The following is a 20521-nucleotide window of genomic DNA, read 5'->3' as shown; positions in this document are numbered from 1 at the left end:
TCACCTCCCAAACGACGTCAATAACAACGTCGTTAACGACAGGAGATTACCAATCATCCAATCCAATCATAAGGCGGCCCTGAGCGGCCGGTTACGCCACACCTGCTTTCCAGGCGGAATGAAATGGAATCGGTCTGACCTTCGTGAGGGGGAAGAGCGGCGGCGCTTCGCCGGTCAGGAAGCGCGCCATCTCCCGCCCCGTCACGGTCGCCATCGCCACGCCGCGCCCGTTATAGCCCAGCGTCGCATACAACCCTGGCTGGGGCGCGTGCCAGTGCGGATAATGATCGGCGGTCATCGCGATCTGGCCGTTCCATCCATGCGTCCAGCGGATCGGCTCCCATTCCGCGGCAAGATCCGGCCAGAGTTTCAGGGCATGCGCGACCAGCGCGGGAAACGCCTCGCTCCCCGCCGCGTCGGCGGATCGCGAGCGCCCGCCCATCAGCAGCCGCCCGTCCGCGTCCACCCGGTAATAGGTGGTGATCCGCCCCAGGTCATAGACCACCTCCCGCCCCGCGAGCAGCCGCGCGCGCAAGGCGTCCGGCAACGGCGCGCTCGCCACGATGGCGCTGTAGACCGGGACGACCGAACGGCGGAGATCGTTCCAGAGGCGGCCGGAATACCCGTTGGTGGCGAGGAGCACCGCCGGGGCCGTCACGCTCCCCCGATCCGTCTCGACGCGCCAGCTTCCGCCCCGGCGGCGCACCGCCCGCGCCCGCGAGCGCCCGAAGAGCCGCGCCCCTTGCGCCGCCGCCGCCCGCGCCAGCCCGCGCGTATAGGCCAGCGGATCGATCTGCCCGCCCCGCGCGTCGAACAGCCCGCCGCAATAGGATGAGGCGCCGGTGCGCGCCGTCATGTCGTCCGGGTCGAGCCACGTCACCGGCCAGCCCCGCGCCCGGCTCTGCGCGTAAAGCGCGCGCAGGGCGGGAAGCTGCCCTTTCGCCGTCGCCGCCCGGATCGTCCCGCCCCGTGCGGCGTCGCAGACGATCCCGTGCCGTGCGATCAGGTCGAACACGGCGTCCGGCGCGCTCCACGCCGTCTCGACGAGGCGCGGCCCGTATTCCGGGCCGAAATCCTCCAGCACCGTGTCCGGATCGGTTTTCAGCCCCGGATTGACCTGTCCGCCATTGCGCCCCGACGCCCCCCAACCCGGCTCTTCCGCGTCCAGCACGATGACGGCGCGGCCCGCTTCCGCCAGATGCAGCGCCGTGGACAGGCCGGTGAGTCCGCCGCCGATCACCACGACATCCGCCGTCACGTTCCGCGTCAGCAGGGGGAGGGGTTCCTCCGGTCCACGCGCCGCATAAAGGCTCGGCGGCAGGCTCACGGCGCGGCCGAACAGCGCGGGCACCGTCCATTCGGCGGCAGGATGGAGCCTCGCAGGACAGCACCGAAAATCACACCCGGATACGACCTCGCCGGGCTCCGGGGCTTTTGATCACGGTAGCGGATGCGCCGCATCGAGCGCCTTTCGCTCCGCCGCGATCTCGCTCGACTTCTTCGGGGTCGCGCGCTCCGCCTTGATCTCGGCGGCGGTGATGACCGGCGCGGGCTTCGTCGTGCCGAGACCCGAGAGATAGGTCAGGATCGCCGCCAGATCGTCATCGCTCGTCGCCCCGAAGGACGGCATGAAGCCCATATAGACGCTGCCCTGCACGGAAATCTTGCCGGAAAATCCGTTCAGCACGACATCGGCGAGATAGGTCTTGCCGGCCGCGCTCTCCGCGATTTTGTCGATACGTCCCTTGAGCGGCGGGAACTGTCCGGCAGAGCCGATCCCTTCCGCCTGATGGCACACGCTGCAATTCGCGGCGAAAAGCGCGGCGCCGTCCGATGCTGCCAGCGCGGGGCTGGATGCGGCCAGAAGGGTGAAAAGGGCGAGACTCTTCAGCGTCATGAAATATTCCATGGGTTGGGGTGGGCCATATGACGGCGGAGGCGCGGGAAGGATTTCACGTCAACGCGTTCCCTTCGGTGCGCGCAGGGCGAGGAGCCGCCCGGCAGCCAGCACGACGACGATCGCCCCGGCGCTCAAGGCCAGTTCCGACCGTGTATCGGCGCGGGACAGCATGGCCAGCAGCACGCCGCAGAGCAGGGCGAGAGTCAGCCAGGGCTGCCACGGCGCGCGATGGCAGAGCCGCATCCGCGCCAGCACGATCAGGACGTAATCGAACAGGATGAACGCGCCGATCACGCTGACGAGGAAGGCGAAGACCACGCCCGGCGAAACCACGGCGGTCGCGGCGATCAGCGCCGTCGCGCCGCTGCACGCCAGCACCGCCCGGCGCGGCAGGCGATGCTTCGCCGTGACCGGGAGGAAGAACCGGGGCGCGTCGCCATGGACCGCCATGTCGTGCAGGACGCGGGATGCGGTGTAGAGGCCGGAATTCAGCGTCGAGAGGACGGCGCAGATGATCACCGCTGTCATGAAGACGGAGGCGAACGGAATGTGCAGCCGGTTCAGCACCAGCAGGAAAGGCGCCTGGCCCGGCACCATGTCCCGCCAGGACAGGAGGCTGAGCACCACCAGAACGGCGAGAAGGTAGAAGCCGCCCACGCGCAGCGCCACGGAGCGCGCGACACGCGCGATATTGCCGTCCGGGTCGCTCGATTCCAGGGCGGCGACGGTCGCCACCTCCGTCCCCGCCATCGAGAACACGACCGTCGGCACCGCGCCGAGCAGCGCCAGCGCGCCATGCGGAAAGAACCCGTCCGCCAGCAGGGGATGATGCGTGATGGTGATTCCCATCAAGAGCGCGTAGCTCCCGATGGCGATGAACAGCACGATGGCGACGATCTTGAGCAGGGAGAGCCAGTACTCCACCTCGCCATAGCCGCGTACCGAAAGCAGGTTGATCCCCGTCATCCCGGCGAGCACCAACGCCTCCAGCGCCGGATAGGGCAGGGGGATATAGGGAGCGAGCAGGCTCGCGCCGGCCATGTCCTCGATGGCCATGGTGGTCGCCCAGATCACCCAGTAGGTCCATCCCGCGATGAAGCCGGGCTGACGGCCGAGCGTATGGCGGATCTGGCTGATGAAGGAGCCGTGGCCGGGCGAACTCAGGGCGATGTCGCGCAGCATGTAGTTGATGAGCACGACCATCAGCCCCGCGAGCAGATAGGTCACGATCACGCCCGGCCCCGCCAGCGCGATGGCGCCGCCCGAGCCGATGAAGAAGCCCGCCCCGATGACGCCGCCCAGCGAAATCATCGCCACGTGGCGCGCGTGCAGCGTGCGCGCCAGATCCGATGCCCGGGTCGGCGCTGGGGCCGGCATGCCGGTGCTCATGCTCCATGACTCCCGTTTCGGGGACTCCCGCCCTGGGCGGAAAATGGCGATTTCGCCAAGCTGGAACTCCGTCAAATCGTTTCGGAAGTGAGAATATCCGAAACGGTCGCGCTCCGGAAGACCATGACCGCTTCCTTCGTTCGAGGTGTCTTCCGTCATCCCGCCACGGGACGGCGATTCGGATTCGACATGCCGTGCAAGAGATTTTTTGTCCCGTCGGGCTGCGGGCGCGACGCGTCGATTATTACAACAAAATATGTCTAACCTATATGGTTTCTTAATCTTTGAGCGCGCGCCCGTGGCTGATCTGTAAATACATAACAATAAAATGAGATGATCATAACGAAATTATACATGACGAAGCCGCCGACGTCTCGAGACGTATTCTTGGTAAAAACAAAGTATACAAAAACTCATGTAAGAAATACGCCACAGAGATAACGTATATAATTGGAAATTCTTCCTGATATTTAAGATGTGGATAAGTTTAATGGTGGATGTATAAAGTCAAACACGGCGACGTGTTTGAGTAAACGTATCCGTGATGTGACGTGGGGGGGAGTATCCGTTATTCAGACTTGGCACCATCTATTAGACCCGAGAAGGGAGAACCCAAATGGTTTGCGCGAATGGCGAGACCCGCACAACAAAGCGGCGCTCGTTGATGAACAGGGCCTGTATTTTGCTGGCAGGCGTGGCGATGGTTTCCGTTGGGGTTGCGCGCGCCAACGAAAAACTCGTCGAATTGTCCAAGGATAACGGCAACTGGGTTATGAACGGGCGGACTTACGAAGCCCAGAATTATAGCCCGCTCACCCAGATCAGCACCAGCAACGTGAAGAACCTGCGCGTCGCATGGTCATTCTCAGACGGCGTGCTGAACGGTCATGAAGGTGCGCCGCTGGTCGTCAACGGCATGATGTATATTCAGAGCCCGTTCCCGAACCGGACCTTCGCTCTGAACCTCGATAATCCGGGCAGGATTGTCTGGGAAAACAACCCGAAGCAGTCTTCCGCCGCGCGGTCGGTCGCGTGTTGCGACGTGGTGAACCGTGGTCTGGCCTACTGGCCCGGCGACGACACGACCGCGCCGCTGCTCTTCAAGAACCTCCTCGACGGCCATCTGGTGGCGATGGACGCCAAGACGGGCAAGACCGTCTGGAAGATCGAGAACAACGACATCAGGGTCGGCTCGACCCTTACCGGCGCGCCCTATGTGGTCAAGGACGAAGTGCTGACGGGCTCTTCCGGCGCCGAGTTGGGTGTGCGCGGTTACATCACCGCCTATGACGTCCATACCGGTGCGCAGAAATGGCGTGCCTATGCCACCGGCTCGGACGAGAGCATGCTGATCGGCAAGAACTTCAACATCACCAATCCGCAGTACGGCACGTCTGATCTGGGGCTTGAGACCTGGCAGGACAATGGCTGGAAGATCGGCGGCGGCACCAACTGGGGCTGGTACGCCTATGACCCGCAGGAAAATCTGATCTACTACGGATCGGGCAACCCGTCTCCGTGGAACGCGACGATGCGTCCGGGCGACAACAAATGGACCATGACGATCTTCGGCCGTGACGCCGATACCGGCATGGCGAAGTTCGGCTACCAGAAGACGCCGCACGATGAATGGGATTATGCCGGCGTCGACGTCATGATGCTCTCCGAGCAGAGGGACAAGAACGGCAAGCTGCGCAAGCTGCTGACCCATCCCGACCGCAACGGCATCGTCTACACTCTCGACCGCACGAACGGCGATCTCGTTTCCGCGAACAAGATCGACGATACGGTCAACTGGGTGAGGCATGTCGACATGAAGACGGGTATTCCGGTCCGTGATCCGGAATACGCGACCTACATGGACCATAAGGCGCGTGGCGTCTGTCCGGCGGCCATGGGGTACCACAACCAGGGCTTCGACAGCTACGATCCGCAGAAGCAGCGCTTCATGCTGGGCGCGAACCATCTCTGCATGGACTGGGAACCGTTCATGCTGCCGTATCGCGCCGGGCAGTTCTTCGTCGGCGCCACGCTCTCGATCTATCCCGGCCCGAAGGGCAACCGTCAGACGGGCGAGGGCAGCGGCCAGATCAAGTCGTATGACGCGATCACCGGCAAGATGAGCTGGTCGAAGATGGAGCGTTTCGCGGTCTGGGGCGGCACGATGTCCACCGCCGGCAATCTGGTCTTCTACGGAACGCTGGACGGCTTCATCAAGGCGCGTGATTCCCGGACGGGCGAACTGCTCTGGAAGTTCAAGCTTCCCTCCGGCGTGGTCGGCAATCCGATCACCTTCGAGCACAAGGGCGTCCAGTACGTCGCCATCTATTACGGCGTGGGCGGCTGGCCGGGCGTGGGTCTGGTCTTCGACCTGACCGATCCGAGCGCGGGTCTGGGTGCTGTCGGCGCGTTCAAGGAGATGGCGCATTACACCCAGCAGGGTGGCGGCGTCATGGTGTTCTCGCTGAACGGCAAGGGCCCTTACGACGACGTCAATCTCGGCGAATACGAGAACTGAGCAGGAGGCGGGGAGCGGGACCGTCCCGCTCCCCTTGCAGGCGTGCCTGCCCTCCGGTCCCGGTTCGTCCGTCCACGTGCCGAAGTCTTTTCTTTGAAGGTCACAGGATCATGTTTTCTTTTCGTTCGACCCTTTCCACGCGCTTCATTCTTGCTGCGGCCTGCCTTGGTATGGCTGTCGCGCCGGGTGTCGGGCATGCGGTTGGAGATCCTGCGGCCAAGTCGGACGGGGACAAAGTATTGCGGATCTGCGCCTCGACGCAGAACGCGCCGTTTTCCCGGTCCGACGCGTCCGGCTTCGAGGATAAGATCATGACGGTCGTGGCGGACGCCATGGGTCTGAAGCCGGTTTTTGTCTGGAGCAACCGGCCGCAGATCTACGCGGTGCAGGAGCAACTGGACAAGAACCAGTGCGATGTGGTGATGGGTGTGGATTCCGGAGATACGCGCGTCCTGACCACGGTGCCGGTCTATCGCGCGGGCTATGTGTTCATCACCCGAGCCGATCACGACGCGATCACGGGATTTGACGACCCGAAGCTAAAGACGGCCGGGCATATCGCCATGAGCCTGCATTCTCCCGCCCAGCCCGTGATGGTGAAGGAGAAGATCTATTACAACAATGTGCCCTACCTCTACTCCCTGATCGGCTTCCACAGCCCGCGCAACCAGTATGCCGACGTGTCTCCGGACAAGATCGTCAGCGAAGTGGCCAGCGGGAATGCGGGAGTCGGCATCGCGTTCGAGCCCGAGGTCGCGCGGTACGTCCATGAGTCCAACGTGAAACTGCGCGTGACGCCGATCGAGGACAACCAGACCGGCTCCGACGGCCGCGCCATTCCCCAGCGCTTCGACGAGGCGATGGGCGTGCGCAAGGACGACGCGCCGCTGCGCGATGCGCTCAACAAGGCCATCGATGCGTCGCGTTCCAAGATCGACGCCATTCTGCATGAGGAAGGGTTCGTGTCCTATCCGTTGAATTCCTGAAACAAGAAGAACAAGGAGACTTAGCCTTGCGTAAGAGTTTTGCCTTCGCCGGTGTGCTGGCCGGCTCGCTTTTCCTGATGGCGGCGGATGTTCCGCCCACGACGCAGAGCTTCATCAACACCGTCACCGGGGACAAGCTTGATCTCGACACCTCCTTGCCTGACGGGCGCCAGACTCCCGCCGTGAAGGAATTTCTCCAGACAGGACGCGATCCCTACGAGGAAGTGCCGAGCTGCTTTCCCAACGGCAAGAGCCTCTTCCTGACGGCCTGCTCCGGCTGTCACGGCGGCGAGATGGAAGGCAAGGTCGGACCGAGTTTGAGTGACGACTACTGGACCTATCCTGTCAATACGACCGACGTGGGTCTGTTCTCCACGATCTTCGGCGGCGCGAACGGCATGATGGGGCCACATAACCAGGATCTGACACTGGATCAGATCCTGCGCGTGATGGCCTGGATTCGCCATCATTTCAGTGGACCGGCCAGTCATGCCACCTGGCTGACGGCCGAGCAGCAGAAACAGTTCAAGCCCTTCACGGCGGCCGACGAGGCGGCGATCAAGCAATCGACCGATCCGGCCGCGTGCAAGCTCCCCGCGACGGCGTCGCATTAATCACCCGCGACAGCGTCGCATTAATCAGGAGATGGACCATGACGATCCGTATGATCTTTTCAGCCACCGCGACGGCCACCCTGGCGCTGGCATTCGCCTCGCCGGCCTTCGCGGCCTATGACGGCACCCATTGCAAGAAGCCCGGCGTCTGCTGGGAGCCGCAACCCGGCTATCCCGAGCAGCTCGTGGGGTCAAAATACGACCCGCATTTCGACCCCGCCGAACTGGCCAAGCAGCAGGAGTCCGAGGACGCTATGGTCGCGCGCAACAAGGCGCGCACGGCCTACTTCATCAAGACGGGAACCTGGGTTGAAGACGTGAACCAGATTCCGAAATAACAATGACCGATCCCGCCGCCATTCCTGTGGTTGAGCCACAGGATCTCTTTCTCTGGCGCGAGCGCGCCCTGCGTCTGGAAACGGAGGTGGGGCGCGTGGTCATCGGGCAGGAACGGGTGATCCGCTTCCTGCTCATCGCGCTCCTGGCCCATGGTCACGTCCTGCTCGAAGGGGACGTGGGTGTCGGCAAGACCACATTGCTGCGGGCCATGGCGCGCGGGGTCGGAGGGCCCTATCAGCGGGTCGAGGGCACGGTGGACCTCATGCCCACCGACCTCATCTACCACGCCTCCATCGGCGATGACGGCCGTCCGCGGCTCGAACCCGGCGCCCTGCTGCGACACGGCGAGACTCTGGCGGTCTTCTTCTTCAACGAAATCAACCGCGCGCGTCCGCAGGTCCATGCGCTGCTCCTGCGCCTGATGGCGGAGCGGAGCCTCACGGCCTTCAACCGCGAGTTCAGCCTGCCGTATGTGGTGATCTTCGCCGATCGCAACAGCCTCGAACGGGACGAGACCTTCGATCTTCCCGCCGCCGCGCGAGATCGTTTCTTTTTCGAAGTGAACGTGTCCATGCCGACCGATCCGGACGCGCGGCGGCAGCTCATTTTCGACCGCCGCTTCCACGATACGGACACGCTGGTCGCGGAAATCGGCGAAGGACTGCTCGATTATCGCGCCCTGCCCGCGCTCGCCCGGCTGATTCAGGCCGAGGTCACGACCTCTCCGGCGCTGGAGGAGTACGTTCTCTCGCTCTGGACGGCCCTGCGCGATCCCGTGGCGGCCGGCATCGCCCTGCCGGACATTGACATGAGCCGCCTCGTCAAGGGCGGCGCGAGCCCGCGCGGCATGGCGTATCTCGTGCGCGCCGCTCATGTGCGGGCGTGGCTCGAAGGGCGGAAGACGGTCATGCCCGAGGATGTCCGCGCCGTGTTCATCGAGAGCGTGGCGCATCGCATCTTCGTCGATCCGATCTATCTGCTGCGGCGCGAGGCGATCGTGCGCGATCTCTGCACGGCCATTCTCGAAAAGGTGCGCGCGCCGTGAGCATGGCCTCGCGCATGGCGGAGGAGGATCTCCGTTACGCCGTGAGGTTCCGGGCGCGTTCGCCCCGGTCGGGGGTTCACGTCAATCGCGTGCTGGACGGAGAGGGCGCCTTCCGCGACTATGCGAGCTTCTGGCAGGCGCCTGACGGGCGCGGCATCGACATCAAGCGTTCGATCCTCGATCCGTCGGGGAATATTCTCGTCCGGCGCTTTTACCATGCCGCCAGCATCGGCGTGGCCGTGCTCGCGGATCTGTCCTGCTCGATGCGCCCGTCCGAGACGGATGACAAGTTGCAGGCCATGGCGCGTGTCGTCGCCGCGCTCGGGCGCACGGCGGAACGCTGCGGCGATTCCTTCACTTTCATCGGATGCGGGGAGGGGGTGCTGGACGACTGGCTGGTTCTGCGCACGCGCCGTGCGGGGCAGGCGGAGGAGCTGGCGGAACGCCTGCGCGCCTTCAGGCCGACCGCCCGCAGCGCGCGCGGACTCGTGGCCGGAGCGGAACTGATCGGCTCCGTGCCGCATCTCGTGCTGCTGATTTCCGACTTCCATTTGCCCGGCGAGGAGATCGAGGCCGTTCTCGGCGCGCTGGCGGTTCATGACATGGTGCCGGTGGTGCTCTGGAGTGCGTCCGAGGCGCAGGCGCCACAAGGAGGCGGAATGCTGCGGCTGCGCGATTCGGAAACGGGGCGCAGGCGGCTGGTTGTGCTGCGTCGAGCCCTGCGGGAGCGTTGGGAACGCGCCATCGCCGACCGCCGCGAGACGCTCAGGCACAATTTCGCGCGGCATGGGCGGCGTCCCTTCTTCATCTCTGGTGCGCCGGATTTCGCGGCGCTGGCGGACCATCTGGTGGCGCTATGAAACGCATCGTCGCCGTGCTGTCGCTTTGGGCCGTCGGCGCGACGGCGGCGCAGGCGCAGCTTCTCGACCTGAAGACCGTCCCGCCCGACCGGCTCTTCGGCTATTTCCTCGGCGATGTGCTGGTGAGCCGGGTGGAGATCGTCACCGCGCCTGGCTGGCGCGTCGTCCCCGCCTCGTTTCCCCGTCCCCACGAACTCGACTACTGGCTCGATCTGCGTGATGTGCGGGAAAAAACGGAAAAGACGCGGGCGGGCGGCGAACGTGTCACGATCATCCTGACCTATCAGAGTTTCTACGCGCCGCTCGAACCCAGGCGCATGACGATTCCCGCCTTTGCGCTCGAATTGACCGACGGGACGCGCCGCGTCGAAACCCATTCCGCCGCATGGCAGTTTCTCTCGTCACCCCTGCGCGAGATTTCCCAGGAAAAAGGAATGGATTTCAGCCGGATCCAGCCCGATCATCTCCCCGGCCGCCGGACGACGCTGCCGGAGAAAGCCGGTTTCGCCGGTTCCTTCCTTGCGGCCCTGTTCGCACTCGTCGTACTGATGCGCCGCGCCGCCCTTCCGCCGTTCGGGGGGCGGCCGGACCGTCCCTTCGCCACGGCCCTGCGGGGGCTGCGCCGCCTGCGCGACACGGCGGAAGGACGGATCGAAGGGATGCGCCTCGTCCATGGCGCGTTTGATGCGACGGCGGGATATGTGGTGATGACCGAGGATGTGCCGGGCGTCCTGCGGTCCCGGCCTGACCTGGCGCGCGAGGCGGCGGAGATCGACGCTTTCTTCGCCGCCTCGCGGGAGGCGTTCTTCGGGGGCGGCGCGGTGTCCTGGTCCGTCGGGCGGTTGCGCGCCCTGTGTCGCCGCCTGCGCGCGACGGGGCTGCCATCATGACGTCGCTCGGCTTCGATTATCCCTGGGTTCTGCTTTTGCTCGGGTTGTGCGTCATGCCGCTCCTGGGGCTGGGACCGCGCTGGTGGCCGAGCCCGAGCCTCATCGGCATCCCGCGCGACCGTGTGTCCGAAGGCGCGGAAATCGGCTTGCGTCTGCTCGCGGCGCTGTCCATGGCCCTGCTCGTTCTGGCGCTGGGCGGGCTGCACCGGCGCGACGGTATCGTGACGCGAACCGGCAAGGGCGCGCATGTCGTCCTGCTGATCGACCGCAGCGTGAGCATGGACCAGACCTTCGACGATCGCGAACCCACGGCGAAGCAGGAGAGCAAGACGGCGGCGGCGGTCCGGCTCATCCAGAAATTCTTCGCGGGACGTCCGCATGACCAGTTCGCCGTCGTCGCCTTTTCCACCTCGCCGATTCTGGCGCTTCCCCTGACGGAGCATCGGGCGGCGGTGGCCGCGGCTCTGGGGGCGATGAAGCGTCCGGCGCTCGGCAAGACCGATATCGGACGCGGTCTCGGCCTCGCCCTTGCGCAGTTCGGCACGGACACGACGCAGGCGCAGAACGTGGTGCTGTTCGTTTCCGACGGCGCGGGCGTCATCGACCGCGAGGTGAAAGACAAGATCCGGGCGGATGCGCTGCGGACCCATGTGCATCTCTATTACCTCTATCTTCGCACGAAGGGAGATCCCGGCCTGTTCGAGAAAATGGACACGGCCGACGCCAGCGCGCCCGCCTCGTTGAACCAGTATTTTTCGGAGCTTGGCGTTCCCTATCGCGCCTTCGAGGCGGAGGACCCGTCCGCCGTGGCGCGGGCGGTCGAGCAGATCGACCGGCTGGAAGTCCATCCGATCCGTTATCACGAACACGTGCCGCGCCGCGACTATGCGCCGCTGCTCTATGCGCTGGCGCTGGGATGCGGCGTGCTGGTGGCGCTCGCCCTGCTGGCGGAGCGCGGTCTTGCGGAGGGCAGGCCATGAGGGCGGCGTTGCGGGCGCGGCTGACGCGGGGCATGGCCGTCTTCTGGCCATGGGCGCTGCTGGGCGCGGCGCTGTGCGGTGCGGGTGTTGCGGGCTATGACTGGGTTCGACTCACACATGAGAACCATCTGGTGCGCGCGCTGGGGCGCTCCGACGACGTGGCGGTTTCGCCCGACGCCTCGGCGCGGCTCCTGCTGGCGCGGGCGCTGTTCCTGCTGCGCATGGGCAAGCCGGCCGGGGCGGAGGCGCTGGCGAGCCGGGTGGCGGCGCGCGGAACGCCGCGGGAGGCGGCGAGTCTGCACTACGATCTCGGCAATTTCTATCTTCGCGAAGCCTTCGCCCGTATCGGCGACGCGCGTTTCGAGGAAGCGACGCCGCTCGTCATACAGGCCAAGCGGCATTATCGCGCCGCCCTGGCGCTCGAACCGGATGACTGGGACGGCAAGTTCAATCTCGACGTCGCCATGCGCCTCGTGCGGGATTTCCCCATTTCGCCACAGGGTAAAGGCGATACGCTGCCGGCATCGAAAAAACTCTGGCCGGATCTGCCCGGACAGCCGGAGGGGCTGCCATGACGCGCGCCATGTCGCGTGTCATGGCATGTCCGGCGCTGCGTGATCCCGGGAGCTGGTTGCAGGTCGCCGCCTGTCTCTTTCTCGGCGCGGCGCTGCTCTTTCCCACCCTGCCGCACCGGCGCGCGACCTATTCCCTGCTGGCGGTGGTGGACATCACCGGCAGCATGAACGTGCGCGACTATACGCTGGACGGTCGTCCGGCCAGCCGTCTGGAGGAGGCCAAGGCGGCGCTGCTTCGCATGATGAGCGACCTGCCCTGCGGCTCGCGTCTCGGACTCGCGCTCTTCACGGAACGGCGCGATTTTCTGCTCCTGGAGCCGGTGGAGATCTGCGAAAACTTTTCCGCGCTCGAAGACGCGATCCGGCATATCGACTGGCGCATGGGCTGGGAAGGCGAAAGCCATATCAGCGAGGGGCTGGCGCGGGGCGTCACGCTGGCGCACAGCGTCGGCAGCGATCTGCTTTTTTTTTCCGACGGGCAGGAAGAGCCGCCCTTGCCCTGGACGGGCCAGCCCGCCAGCCTGAAGCGTGATCCGCGGGTGAGGGGGCTCATTCTGGGCATGGGCGGCACGCAGCCCGTACCGATTCCGAAATTCGACGATAACGGCCGGGAAATCGGGTTCTGGGCGGATTCCGACATGCCGACCGAAAATTACGCGGCGCCCCCGCCGCCCGGCGCTGCGCAGCGGGAGGGATATAATCCGCGGAACGCGCCTTTCGGCGCCAGCCGTCATACCGGCATGGAAAATCTCTCTTCCGTCCAGACGGCCTATCTCGAGCAACTCGCCGCCGGCGTCGGCCTGGACTACCGCGAGTTGGACTCGCCCGGCCAACTCGCGGGATGGGTCGAACGCGTCGCTCATGTGGTGCGGCTCGCGGCGCGTGCGAATATTGCGTGGATATTTGGAATGCTGGCGCTGATCTGCATGACGGCGCGTATGGCATGGGCGATCGGTTCGACAAGAAAATAGATATTTCCCATATCACAAAATTATTATTTGTGCTTGAGTGCAAGTGTGCAGTGCCGCTCACACAATATTGAGCGGCTTTCCCGCATTTGTTTATTGCCGGTTGTTTTCGGCCAAAGAGCGATCATTTGTCGCCATCCGGGCGTTTGGGCGTTTTTTATTTCAACCGCAGTGACTACTGTCGCCTGACGTCGAAACGGACGAGGCGTAAAGAAATGTCTTCAATCTCACTTGCTACGCCGACTGCGTCCTGTGTCGAGGATGCGATCGGTGTCATCTCCAACGAACTGACCGAGACCGTGCGGGCGCTCGATCCGCAGGAGGTGGCCAAGGCCGCCGGCGTCGTCCTCGGCGCGCGCCGGATCTATGTCGCGGGCGCCGGGCGCAGCGGTCTGTCCCTGCGTTTCACCGCCATGCGGCTGATGCATCTCGGACTGTCCGTATGCGTCGTCGGCGACACCACGACGCCGGCGATCGAAAGCGGGGATGTTCTCATCATCGCCTCGGGTTCGGGCACGACGCGCGGCATGGTCGCCATCGGCGAGACCGCGAAGAAAGTGGGCGCGCATCTCGTCGTGCTCACGACCGACGCATCCAGCCCGCTCGCGAAGCTGGCGGACGAGGCGATCATCGTGCGCGCCGCCGGCAAGCAGCAGGTCGAGCGGGCGGCGTCGAAACAATATGCAGGCTCCCTTTTCGAACAGGCCGTCCTGTTCGTGGGAGACGTGATGTTCCACGCGATCTGGCAGCAGAACCAGATCCCGACGGACGTGCTTTGGAGGCGTCATGCCAATCTGGAGTAGGTTTTTTTCCCGGAACGACCATCAAATCAAAGAGGCAAAAACAATGAAACTTCAAACTGCACTCGACCTTCTCTCGACCGCTGACGCCCTCAAGCTTCTCATCGGCGTCGCGCCGTATGTGGACATCATCGAGATCGGCACGCCGCTCATCAAGATCGACGGGCTTTCCGCGGTGCGCAACGTGAAGGCGGCTCATCCGGACAAGGAACTCTTCGCCGATCTCAAGACCATGGACGCGGGCGAACTGGAAGCGAAGCTGGCGTTCGAGGCCGGTGCGGATTCCGTCGGCATCCTCGGCGTCGCCAATGACGCGACGATCGCCGGCGCGGTGAAAGCCGCCCGCGCGTTCGGCCGTCAGGTCGTCGTGGATCTGATCGGCGTTCCGGCTCCGCACCGTCTGGCCCGCATCCGCGAAATGGCCGCTCTCGGCGTCAATCGCGTCGAGGTCCATGCGGGTCTCGATGAGCAGGCGATCCCCGGCTATAACGTCGTCGATCTGCTGAAGACCGTCGAGGGCGCCGAGCTGCCGCTCGCCGTCGCCGGCGGTGTCAACCTCAGCAGCATCGGCAATGTCAAAAATGCCGGCGCGTCGGTTGCGGTGGTGGGCTCCGGCATCTATGGTGCCCCGGACCCCGCAGCCGCGGCCCGCGCTCTCAAGGAGGCGATCGGCTAAGGCTGCCCCTCATGTCAGAGGCCTGATGCCACAAGCCGAACTGCCAAGACTGACCGATGGGGGGGCGATTTCGCCCCCTCATTGCGTTTTGATCCTCATCTATCCGGGCTTCAAGCCGCTTGAGGCGGTCGGCCCGCTGAGCGTGTTCTCCTACGCCAACACGCTGCTCGGCCGCATGGCCTATGATGTCAGAATGGTTTCCCTCGCCGCGGGCGAGACGGGCGGGGACATCCCGGCTGACGGGCCGATGAGCCTGCGGGCCGAAGCCTTTCCGCCCGACGCGCCGCTGGACGACGCCACCGTCATCGTGACCGGCGCGGCGCATATCGAGGCCGCACTGGATGAAAATCCAGATCTCGTCGCATGGCTCCGCGCACGCGGGCGCGACGCGGGGCGTCTGGCGGCCTTGTGTTCGGGCAGTTTCTTCCTGGCCGAGGCCGGGCTGCTGGACGGGCTGCGCGTGACGACGCACTGGCGCGTGGCGGACCGGCTCGCCCGGCGCTATGCCGCGCTGACGGTCGATCAGGATGCGATCTTCATCCATGAGGACCGCATCTGGACCTCCGCCGGCGTGACGGCGGCCATCGATATTTCTCTGGCCTTCATCGAGGCCGATTACGGGCGCGAACTGGCCGTCTCCATCGCCCGGGACATGGTGGTCTATCTCAAACGCCCCGGCGGTCAGGCGCAATTCAGCCACGCGCTCCAGCATCAGAGCGTGGAGCATGGCGTCATCGCGGAAATCCGGCGCTTCATTCTCGACCATCTCGATCAGGATTTCACTCTGGCCGGTCTGGCGGAGCGCGCCCGGATGAGCGAGCGGAATTTCTCCCGCCTCTTTCATCGCGAGACGGGACGGACGCCGTTCGTCTTCCTGAACGCCGCCCGGCTGGAGCGGGCGCGGACCCTGCTCGAAGAGACGCGCCATTCGGTGAAACAGATCGCGCTCTCCTGCGGCTACGGCACGGATCAGGAGTTGCGCCGCATGTTCCGCCAGCATTTCGGCATCAGCCCGGTCGCCTATCGCGCGCGCTTCGCCACGTCGCGCCGGGCGCTTCCCCAGACGGAATCCGGCGGAACGGGCAGGAAAGCCCCCTGAAACTGCAGGATCAGCTTCAGGATCTTCTGCGCGGCGGGAGACAGGTCGATCTCCGGGTCATGCACGAGATACCATTGGCGCACCATCGGCAGATCCGGCGCGTCCAGCGTGACGAGGCGCTTGCTGTGCAATTCCTCCGTCACCGTATGAAGTGAGAGAAAGGCGAGGCCGAGACCGGCCATGACCGCCTGTTTGATGGTCTCGTTCGATCCCATGATCGTCAGGTCGAACATGCGCCCTTCCGCATGGCTTTCGAGATAGCTCGTCATCAGGATGCGCGTGCCCGACCCCTCCTCGCGCGAGAGCATCGGGTGGTCCAGCAGTTCCTCGACCGTCACCTTGCGGCCCGCCAGAGGGTGGTCGGGCGGCGCGATGAGACCGTGCGGATGCGGGCCGATCGGCGTGGCCGCGACGCTCGGCTGGCGCGGCGGGCGGCCCATCACGGCGAAATCCACCGCGCGGCGCTCCATGTCGAGCAGGATGCTCGCGCGATTGCCTTCACGTAATACGATCTCGATATCCGGGCACAGTTCCTTGATGCGTCTCACGAGAAACGGCGCAAAATATTTCGCCGTCGAGACCATGCCGATGGTCACGCGCCCGGCATGTCCGGCCTTGATGGCAGCAATCTGCTGTACGCAACGCTCCAGCGTGATGTCCACCCGGCGGGCCGCTTCCAGGACGGTTTCCGCGTCGCGCGTCGGCTGTGACCCGCCTGTCGCGCTGTTGCGCTGAAGCAGGGTAAGCCCGAGCACGCCTTCGAGATTGCGGATTTGCGCATGAACGGCGGGCACGGTGAGGCCGAGCTGTTCCGCCGCTGCGGTCAGTGAGCCCGTCCGCGCGACGGCGGTCAGGGCGCGAAGCTGACGGAGAGTGATCGCATCCAGAGAGGCCATTTTAGAAAAAACCTAAAGCAAATTATCTATTTTAAAATTTCCATAAATCTTGCCGTGCTGCAAGCTCTCATTCCATCACCAACCCCGACCGGGAGACACCGATGAGCGAGAGCATGCTCGACGATGCCGACGAGATCGTCCCGCCCGAAATGCGGGATTGTGTCGAGCGTCTCGCGCGCGCGGTCGCCACCCTGTCCCGGCACATCGCCCGTGGCGGCGATGCCGAGGCGCTGGACGCCGAGACCGGCGGGCTCAATCCGACGGGCGAGTCGAGCAGGGCGCTCGATCTGGTCGCCGACGCAACGTTCCGCCATGCGCTGGACGGCGGATCGGTGCGTTATCTCGTGTCGGAAGAAGCCGAGGGCGCGGACGAGATCAACCCCGCCGGGAAGCTGGCAGTGGCCATGGACCCGCTGGACGGGTCGAGCAATATCGGCGTCAACGGGCCGATCGGCGCGATTTTTTCGATCTTCCCGGCGGAGGCCACGGCGGAAGCCAGCTTCCTGCGGCCCGGCCGCGAGATGACGGGTGCGGGGTACGCGCTGTTCGGCGCGCAATGCCTGCTGGTGCTGAGCTTCGGCAGGGGCGTGCGGAAATTCGCGCTCGATCCGGACAGCGGGCGCTTCCGCCCCGCCGCGCGGCCCCTGGTCATCGCGCAGGAAGCCTATGAATATGCGATCAACGCGGCGAATGACCGTCACTGGGACCGTTCCGTGCGGAGCTGGGTGAAGGACTGTCTCGCGGGCAGGGACGGGCCGCGCGGACGCGATTTCAACACCCGCTGGGTTGGGGCCATCGTTGCGGATACGCATCGGATTCTCACGCGCGGCGGAATTTATCTCTACCCCGCCGACACGCGCCAGTCCTGCCGGAACGGGCGGCTGCGCTACCTCTATGAATGCGCGCCCGTCGCCTTTCTGGTCGAGCAGGCCGGTGGCGTGGCGACGGACGGGAAGGAGCGCCTGCTGGATCGCACGCCCCGGACATTGCATGAGCGCGCGCCGCTGATTTTCGGCTCGGCGCGCACCGTCGAGCGGGTGCGGTCCTATTACCGTTTTCCCGATTCCGAGCATGTGGCCCTTTTCGGCACGCGCGGCCTGTTCAGGAGCGTGCCATGAGCGCCCGTCACCCGATCATTTCCGTGACCGGCTCTTCCGGATCGGGGACGACCACGGTCAAGGCCACCTTCGACCAGATCTTCCGCCGCAAGGGCATTAAAGCGGCGTCGATCGAGGGCGATGCGTTCCATCGCTATGACCGCGAGGCCATGAAGGCGGAACTTGCCCGGCGCACCGCCGCGGGTGATCATACGTTCTCGCATTTCTCTTTCGAGGCCAACGAACTCGGCCTGCTGGAGGAGGTCTTCCGCGATTACGGCGAGACGGGCCGGGGCCGCACGCGTCATTACGTGCATGACGAGAAGGACATGGCGCGTCATGGCGGCGTGCCGGGCCGGTTCTCGCCCTGGGAGCCGCTGCCCGAGGATTCGGACCTGCTGTTCTATGAAGGGCTGCATGGCGCGGTCTCGACGGAGGAGCACGCCATCGCGTGTCACGCCGATCTGAAGATCGGCGTGGTGCCGGTCATCAATCTCGAATGGATTCAGAAAATCCACCGGGACCGGTCGGCGCGCGGCTATTCGACCGAGGCGGTGACGGATGTGATCCTGCGGCGGATGCACGCCTATGTGCATTATATCTGTCCGCAATTCACCCAGACGGACATCAATTTCCAGCGCGTGCCGGTTGTGGACACATCCAACCCCTTTATCGCGCGCTGGATTCCGAAGGCCGATGAAAGCCTCGTGGTCATCCGGTTCCGGGAGCCGGCGGGGATCGATTTTCCCTATCTGCTGTCGATGATTCGCGAGTCCTGGATGAGCCGCGCGAACACGATCGTGGTTCCGGGCGGGAAGATGGAGATCGCCATGCAGATCATCCTCACACCCATGATCATGCGCCTGATCGACAAGAAGAAGCGCGCCTGAAGGAGAGTGGCAGAAATGAACGTGATCCTCAATCCGATGGTGACGGAAGAAGTCATGATGGCGAACGCCATCCGTGCCTTGACGATGGACGCCGTCCAGAAAGCCAATTCCGGCCATCCCGGCATGCCGATGGGCATGGCGGACGTGGCGGCGGTGTTGTTCAGCCGTTTCATCACGGTCGATCCCACCCAGCATGACTGGCCGGACCGGGACCGGCTGGTGCTTTCCGCCGGTCATGGCTCGATGCTGCTCTACGCGCTCAACCATCTGATCGGCTATCCCGACATGGACATGGCGGAGATCCGCCGCTTCCGCCAATGGGGGGCGCGGACCGCCGGGCATCCGGAATATGGCCACGCCCAGGGAATCGAAGTCACCACCGGCCCGCTCGGCCAGGGCATCGCCACGGCCGTCGGCATGGCGCTGGCCGAGCGGATGATGGCCGCGCGCTTTCCGGACCTCACCAATCACTACACTTACGTGATCGCGGGGGATGGCTGCCTGATGGAAGGTGTCGGCCAGGAGGCGATCGACCTCGCGGGGCATCTGCGCCTCGGCAAGCTGATCGTGCTCTGGGACGATAACGGCATCACGATCGACGGGGACACGAAGCTCTCCACCACCACGGACCAGATCGCCCGCTTTCGCGCCTCCGGCTGGAACACGGCGGTCTGCGACGGCCACAAGCCGGTGGAAATCTCCCGCGCGATCTTCGACGCCCGCGCCTCGAAGCGTCCGACGCTGATCGCCTGCCGCACGGTCATCGGCTTCGGCGCGCCCGCCAAGCAGGGCACGCATGAGGTTCACGGCGCGCTGCTGGGCGTGGAGGAGGTGCGGTCCGCGCGCGCGCATCTGGGCTGGGACAGCGCGCCGTTCGAGGTGCCGGACGCCGTCTATGCCGCGTTCGGCCGCCCGGCCCGGCGCGGGCGCGACGCGCGGGCGATGTGGGAGAAGCGTTTCGCCGCCTCGCCCAATCGCGAGGCGTTCGTCGCCATGATGAAAGCCGATTCCGCCCCCGTGCGCCGGCCGATGGCGGCGTTCAAGGCGAAGCTGATCGAGAAGAGCCCGAGCGTTGCGACCCGCAAGGCGAGCGAGATGGCGCTGGAAGTCGTCAACGGCGTGCTGCCCTTCACCATCGGCGGTTCGGCGGATCTGACCGGCTCGAACCTGACGCGCACCACCGGCATGGAGTCCATCGCGGCCAACAGCTTCGCGGGGCGCTACATTCATTACGGCATCCGCGAGCACGGCATGGCGGCGGCGATGAACGGCCTCGCGCTGCATGGCGGCTTCCGCCCCTATGGAGGCACCTTCCTCGCCTTCGCGGATTATTGCCGCCCGGCCATTCGCCTCGCCGCGCTCATGGGCATCCCGACGATCTTCGTCATGACGCATGATTCGATCGGCCTGGGCGAGGACGGGCCGACCCATCAGCCGGTGGAGACGCTGGCCAGCCTGCGCGCCATTCCGAATCTCGTCGTGCTGCGTCCCTGCGACGCGGTGGAGACGGCGGAGGCGTGGGAAATCGCGCTGGAAACGCGCGACCGTCCCGTGCTGATGGCGCTGTCCCGCCAGAGCCTGCCGACCTTGCGCAGCGAGGCGCGGACGAATCTGACGGCTTCGGGCGGCTATGTGCTGCGCGCGGCGGAGCGGCGCGACGTGACGCTGATCGCCACCGGATCGGAGGTCGAGATCGCCTGGGAGGCCGCCGACCGGCTGGCGAAAGCGGGGATCGACGCCGCCATCGTCTCGCTGCCGTCCTTCGAGCTTTTCGCAGCCCAGCCGAAAGCCTATCGCGACGAGGTTCTGGGCGAGGCGCCGCGCATCGGCGTGGAGGCGGCGATCCGCATGGGCTGGGGCGAGGTGCTGCGCCCGGATGACGCGTTCATCGGGATGACGGGGTTCGGCGCCTCGGCCCCGGCGCCCGAGCTTTATCGCCAGTTCGGCATTACGGCGGATGCGGTGGCCGAGACCGCGCATCGCCTCACCGGGAAATAGG

General features: G+C 65.1%; 20 protein-coding genes. 16 read left to right on the top strand and 4 right to left on the bottom strand.

All coding sequences use genetic code 11. The features are described from left to right. Window positions 1-91: 91 nt before the first annotated feature. The 3 genes from EDC31_RS13535 to EDC31_RS13525 form a co-directional block, all read right to left on the bottom strand. A complete protein-coding gene (locus EDC31_RS13535; protein ID WP_042058877.1) occupies window positions 92-1351 on the bottom strand; it encodes an NAD(P)/FAD-dependent oxidoreductase in 1260 nt (419 codons plus the stop codon). Window positions 1352-1438: 87 nt separating this feature from the next. Beyond that, window positions 1439-1897, bottom strand: coding sequence for a c-type cytochrome (locus tag EDC31_RS13530; protein ID WP_042058919.1), 459 nt, complete (start codon window positions 1895-1897; stop codon window positions 1439-1441). A 60-nt stretch (window positions 1898-1957) separates the two neighbouring features. Continuing rightward, a complete protein-coding gene (locus EDC31_RS13525; RefSeq protein WP_239641663.1) occupies window positions 1958-3289 on the bottom strand; it encodes an amino acid permease in 1332 nt (443 codons plus the stop codon). Between the two features lie 664 nt (window positions 3290-3953). On the opposite strand from EDC31_RS13525, the gene EDC31_RS13520 reads away from it, so the two are divergent. From EDC31_RS13520 to EDC31_RS13460, 13 genes are all read left to right on the top strand, one after another. Beyond that, window positions 3954-5807 (top strand): methanol/ethanol family PQQ-dependent dehydrogenase, encoded by a 1854-nt coding sequence (locus EDC31_RS13520; RefSeq protein ID WP_132127099.1) that lies wholly within the window; start codon window positions 3954-3956, stop codon window positions 5805-5807. A 110-nt stretch (window positions 5808-5917) separates the two neighbouring features. Next, the gene (moxJ, locus tag EDC31_RS13515) at window positions 5918-6793 is read left to right on the top strand and encodes a methanol oxidation system protein MoxJ (RefSeq protein WP_042058880.1); all 876 of its coding nucleotides are present in this window, start codon (window positions 5918-5920) and stop codon (window positions 6791-6793) included. A 26-nt stretch (window positions 6794-6819) separates the two neighbouring features. Further along, a complete protein-coding gene (moxG, locus tag EDC31_RS13510; protein WP_239641664.1) occupies window positions 6820-7407 on the top strand; it encodes a cytochrome c(L), periplasmic in 588 nt (195 codons plus the stop codon). Between the two features lie 38 nt (window positions 7408-7445). Then, on the top strand, window positions 7446-7745 hold the full coding sequence (locus tag EDC31_RS13505) for a methanol dehydrogenase (RefSeq protein WP_042058882.1): 300 nt from the start codon (window positions 7446-7448) through the stop codon (window positions 7743-7745). Window positions 7746-7747: 2 nt separating this feature from the next. Further along, on the top strand, window positions 7748-8791 hold the full coding sequence (locus tag EDC31_RS13500) for an AAA family ATPase (RefSeq protein ID WP_081797599.1): 1044 nt from the start codon (window positions 7748-7750) through the stop codon (window positions 8789-8791). Between the two features lie 2 nt (window positions 8792-8793). Then, window positions 8794-9651 (top strand): DUF58 domain-containing protein, encoded by an 858-nt coding sequence (locus EDC31_RS13495; protein ID WP_052511914.1) that lies wholly within the window; start codon window positions 8794-8796, stop codon window positions 9649-9651. Beyond that, on the top strand, window positions 9648-10541 hold the full coding sequence (locus EDC31_RS13490) for a hypothetical protein (protein ID WP_052511916.1): 894 nt from the start codon (window positions 9648-9650) through the stop codon (window positions 10539-10541). The genes EDC31_RS13495 and EDC31_RS13490 overlap by 4 nt, the downstream gene beginning before the upstream one ends. After that, window positions 10538-11521 (top strand): vWA domain-containing protein, encoded by a 984-nt coding sequence (locus EDC31_RS13485; RefSeq protein ID WP_042058884.1) that lies wholly within the window; start codon window positions 10538-10540, stop codon window positions 11519-11521. Before EDC31_RS13490 ends, EDC31_RS13485 begins: the two co-directional genes overlap by 4 nt. Beyond that, on the top strand, window positions 11518-12096 hold the full coding sequence (locus EDC31_RS13480) for a hypothetical protein (RefSeq protein WP_042058885.1): 579 nt from the start codon (window positions 11518-11520) through the stop codon (window positions 12094-12096). The genes EDC31_RS13485 and EDC31_RS13480 overlap by 4 nt, the downstream gene beginning before the upstream one ends. Next, entirely contained in the window at window positions 12093-13067 is a 975-nt protein-coding gene (locus EDC31_RS13475; RefSeq protein WP_052511918.1) for a vWA domain-containing protein, read from the top strand. The genes EDC31_RS13480 and EDC31_RS13475 overlap by 4 nt, the downstream gene beginning before the upstream one ends. A 212-nt stretch (window positions 13068-13279) precedes the next feature. Beyond that, a complete protein-coding gene (hxlB, locus tag EDC31_RS13470; protein ID WP_042058887.1) occupies window positions 13280-13867 on the top strand; it encodes a 6-phospho-3-hexuloisomerase in 588 nt (195 codons plus the stop codon). 43 nt (window positions 13868-13910) lie between these two features. Continuing rightward, complete coding sequence (gene hxlA / locus EDC31_RS13465; RefSeq protein WP_042058890.1) at window positions 13911-14540, top strand: 3-hexulose-6-phosphate synthase; 630 nt, start codon at window positions 13911-13913, stop codon at window positions 14538-14540. A 25-nt stretch (window positions 14541-14565) separates the two neighbouring features. Beyond that, the gene (locus tag EDC31_RS13460; RefSeq protein ID WP_042058893.1) at window positions 14566-15639 is read left to right on the top strand and encodes a GlxA family transcriptional regulator; all 1074 of its coding nucleotides are present in this window, start codon (window positions 14566-14568) and stop codon (window positions 15637-15639) included. Here the strand turns inward: EDC31_RS13460 and cbbR are convergent. Beyond that, complete coding sequence (cbbR, locus tag EDC31_RS13455) at window positions 15561-16535, bottom strand: LysR family regulator CbbR (protein WP_042058896.1); 975 nt, start codon at window positions 16533-16535, stop codon at window positions 15561-15563. The two genes, EDC31_RS13460 and cbbR, sit on opposite strands and share 79 nt — an antisense overlap. Before the next feature lie 101 nt (window positions 16536-16636). Here cbbR and EDC31_RS13450 point away from each other — a divergent pair, with 101 nt between their 5' ends. From EDC31_RS13450 to tkt, 3 genes are read left to right on the top strand one after another with little or no spacing between them, the layout of a single operon-like run. Continuing rightward, on the top strand, window positions 16637-17653 hold the full coding sequence (locus EDC31_RS13450; protein ID WP_042058898.1) for a class 1 fructose-bisphosphatase: 1017 nt from the start codon (window positions 16637-16639) through the stop codon (window positions 17651-17653). Next, the gene (locus EDC31_RS13445) at window positions 17650-18522 is read left to right on the top strand and encodes a phosphoribulokinase (protein WP_042058901.1); all 873 of its coding nucleotides are present in this window, start codon (window positions 17650-17652) and stop codon (window positions 18520-18522) included. The genes EDC31_RS13450 and EDC31_RS13445 overlap by 4 nt, the downstream gene beginning before the upstream one ends. Before the next feature lie 15 nt (window positions 18523-18537). After that, complete coding sequence (gene tkt / locus EDC31_RS13440; RefSeq protein ID WP_042058903.1) at window positions 18538-20520, top strand: transketolase; 1983 nt, start codon at window positions 18538-18540, stop codon at window positions 20518-20520. Window position 20521: the final 1 nt, after the last annotated feature.

The sequence above is a fragment of the Acidomonas methanolica genome, assembly GCF_004346035.1.
Lineage (GTDB): Bacteria > Pseudomonadota > Alphaproteobacteria > Acetobacterales > Acetobacteraceae > Acidomonas > Acidomonas methanolica.
This window is presented reverse-complemented; position numbering and strand designations above follow the sequence as displayed.

What these genes read in the sequence shown, in the direction of transcription:
- EDC31_RS13530 (WP_042058919.1), bottom strand. Translation starts at nt 1,897, where the DNA reads ATGACGCTGAAGAGTCTCGCCCTTTTCACCCTTCTGGCCGCATCCAGC.
- EDC31_RS13525 (WP_239641663.1), bottom strand. Translation starts at nt 3,289, where the DNA reads ATGAGCACCGGCATGCCGGCCCCAGCGCCGACCCGGGCATCGGATCTG.
- EDC31_RS13520 (WP_132127099.1), top strand. Translation starts at nt 3,954, where the DNA reads ATGAACAGGGCCTGTATTTTGCTGGCAGGCGTGGCGATGGTTTCCGTT.
- moxJ (WP_042058880.1), top strand. Translation starts at nt 5,918, where the DNA reads ATGTTTTCTTTTCGTTCGACCCTTTCCACGCGCTTCATTCTTGCTGCG.
- EDC31_RS13505 (WP_042058882.1), top strand. Translation starts at nt 7,446, where the DNA reads ATGACGATCCGTATGATCTTTTCAGCCACCGCGACGGCCACCCTGGCG.
- EDC31_RS13500 (WP_081797599.1), top strand. Translation starts at nt 7,748, where the DNA reads ATGACCGATCCCGCCGCCATTCCTGTGGTTGAGCCACAGGATCTCTTT.
- EDC31_RS13495 (WP_052511914.1), top strand. Translation starts at nt 8,794, where the DNA reads ATGGCCTCGCGCATGGCGGAGGAGGATCTCCGTTACGCCGTGAGGTTC.
- EDC31_RS13490 (WP_052511916.1), top strand. Translation starts at nt 9,648, where the DNA reads ATGAAACGCATCGTCGCCGTGCTGTCGCTTTGGGCCGTCGGCGCGACG.
- EDC31_RS13485 (WP_042058884.1), top strand. Translation starts at nt 10,538, where the DNA reads ATGACGTCGCTCGGCTTCGATTATCCCTGGGTTCTGCTTTTGCTCGGG.
- EDC31_RS13480 (WP_042058885.1), top strand. Translation starts at nt 11,518, where the DNA reads ATGAGGGCGGCGTTGCGGGCGCGGCTGACGCGGGGCATGGCCGTCTTC.
- EDC31_RS13475 (WP_052511918.1), top strand. Translation starts at nt 12,093, where the DNA reads ATGACGCGCGCCATGTCGCGTGTCATGGCATGTCCGGCGCTGCGTGAT.
- hxlB (WP_042058887.1), top strand. Translation starts at nt 13,280, where the DNA reads ATGTCTTCAATCTCACTTGCTACGCCGACTGCGTCCTGTGTCGAGGAT.
- hxlA (WP_042058890.1), top strand. Translation starts at nt 13,911, where the DNA reads ATGAAACTTCAAACTGCACTCGACCTTCTCTCGACCGCTGACGCCCTC.
- EDC31_RS13460 (WP_042058893.1), top strand. Translation starts at nt 14,566, where the DNA reads ATGCCACAAGCCGAACTGCCAAGACTGACCGATGGGGGGGCGATTTCG.
- cbbR (WP_042058896.1), bottom strand. Translation starts at nt 16,535, where the DNA reads ATGGCCTCTCTGGATGCGATCACTCTCCGTCAGCTTCGCGCCCTGACC.
- EDC31_RS13450 (WP_042058898.1), top strand. Translation starts at nt 16,637, where the DNA reads ATGAGCGAGAGCATGCTCGACGATGCCGACGAGATCGTCCCGCCCGAA.
- EDC31_RS13445 (WP_042058901.1), top strand. Translation starts at nt 17,650, where the DNA reads ATGAGCGCCCGTCACCCGATCATTTCCGTGACCGGCTCTTCCGGATCG.
- tkt (WP_042058903.1), top strand. Translation starts at nt 18,538, where the DNA reads ATGAACGTGATCCTCAATCCGATGGTGACGGAAGAAGTCATGATGGCG.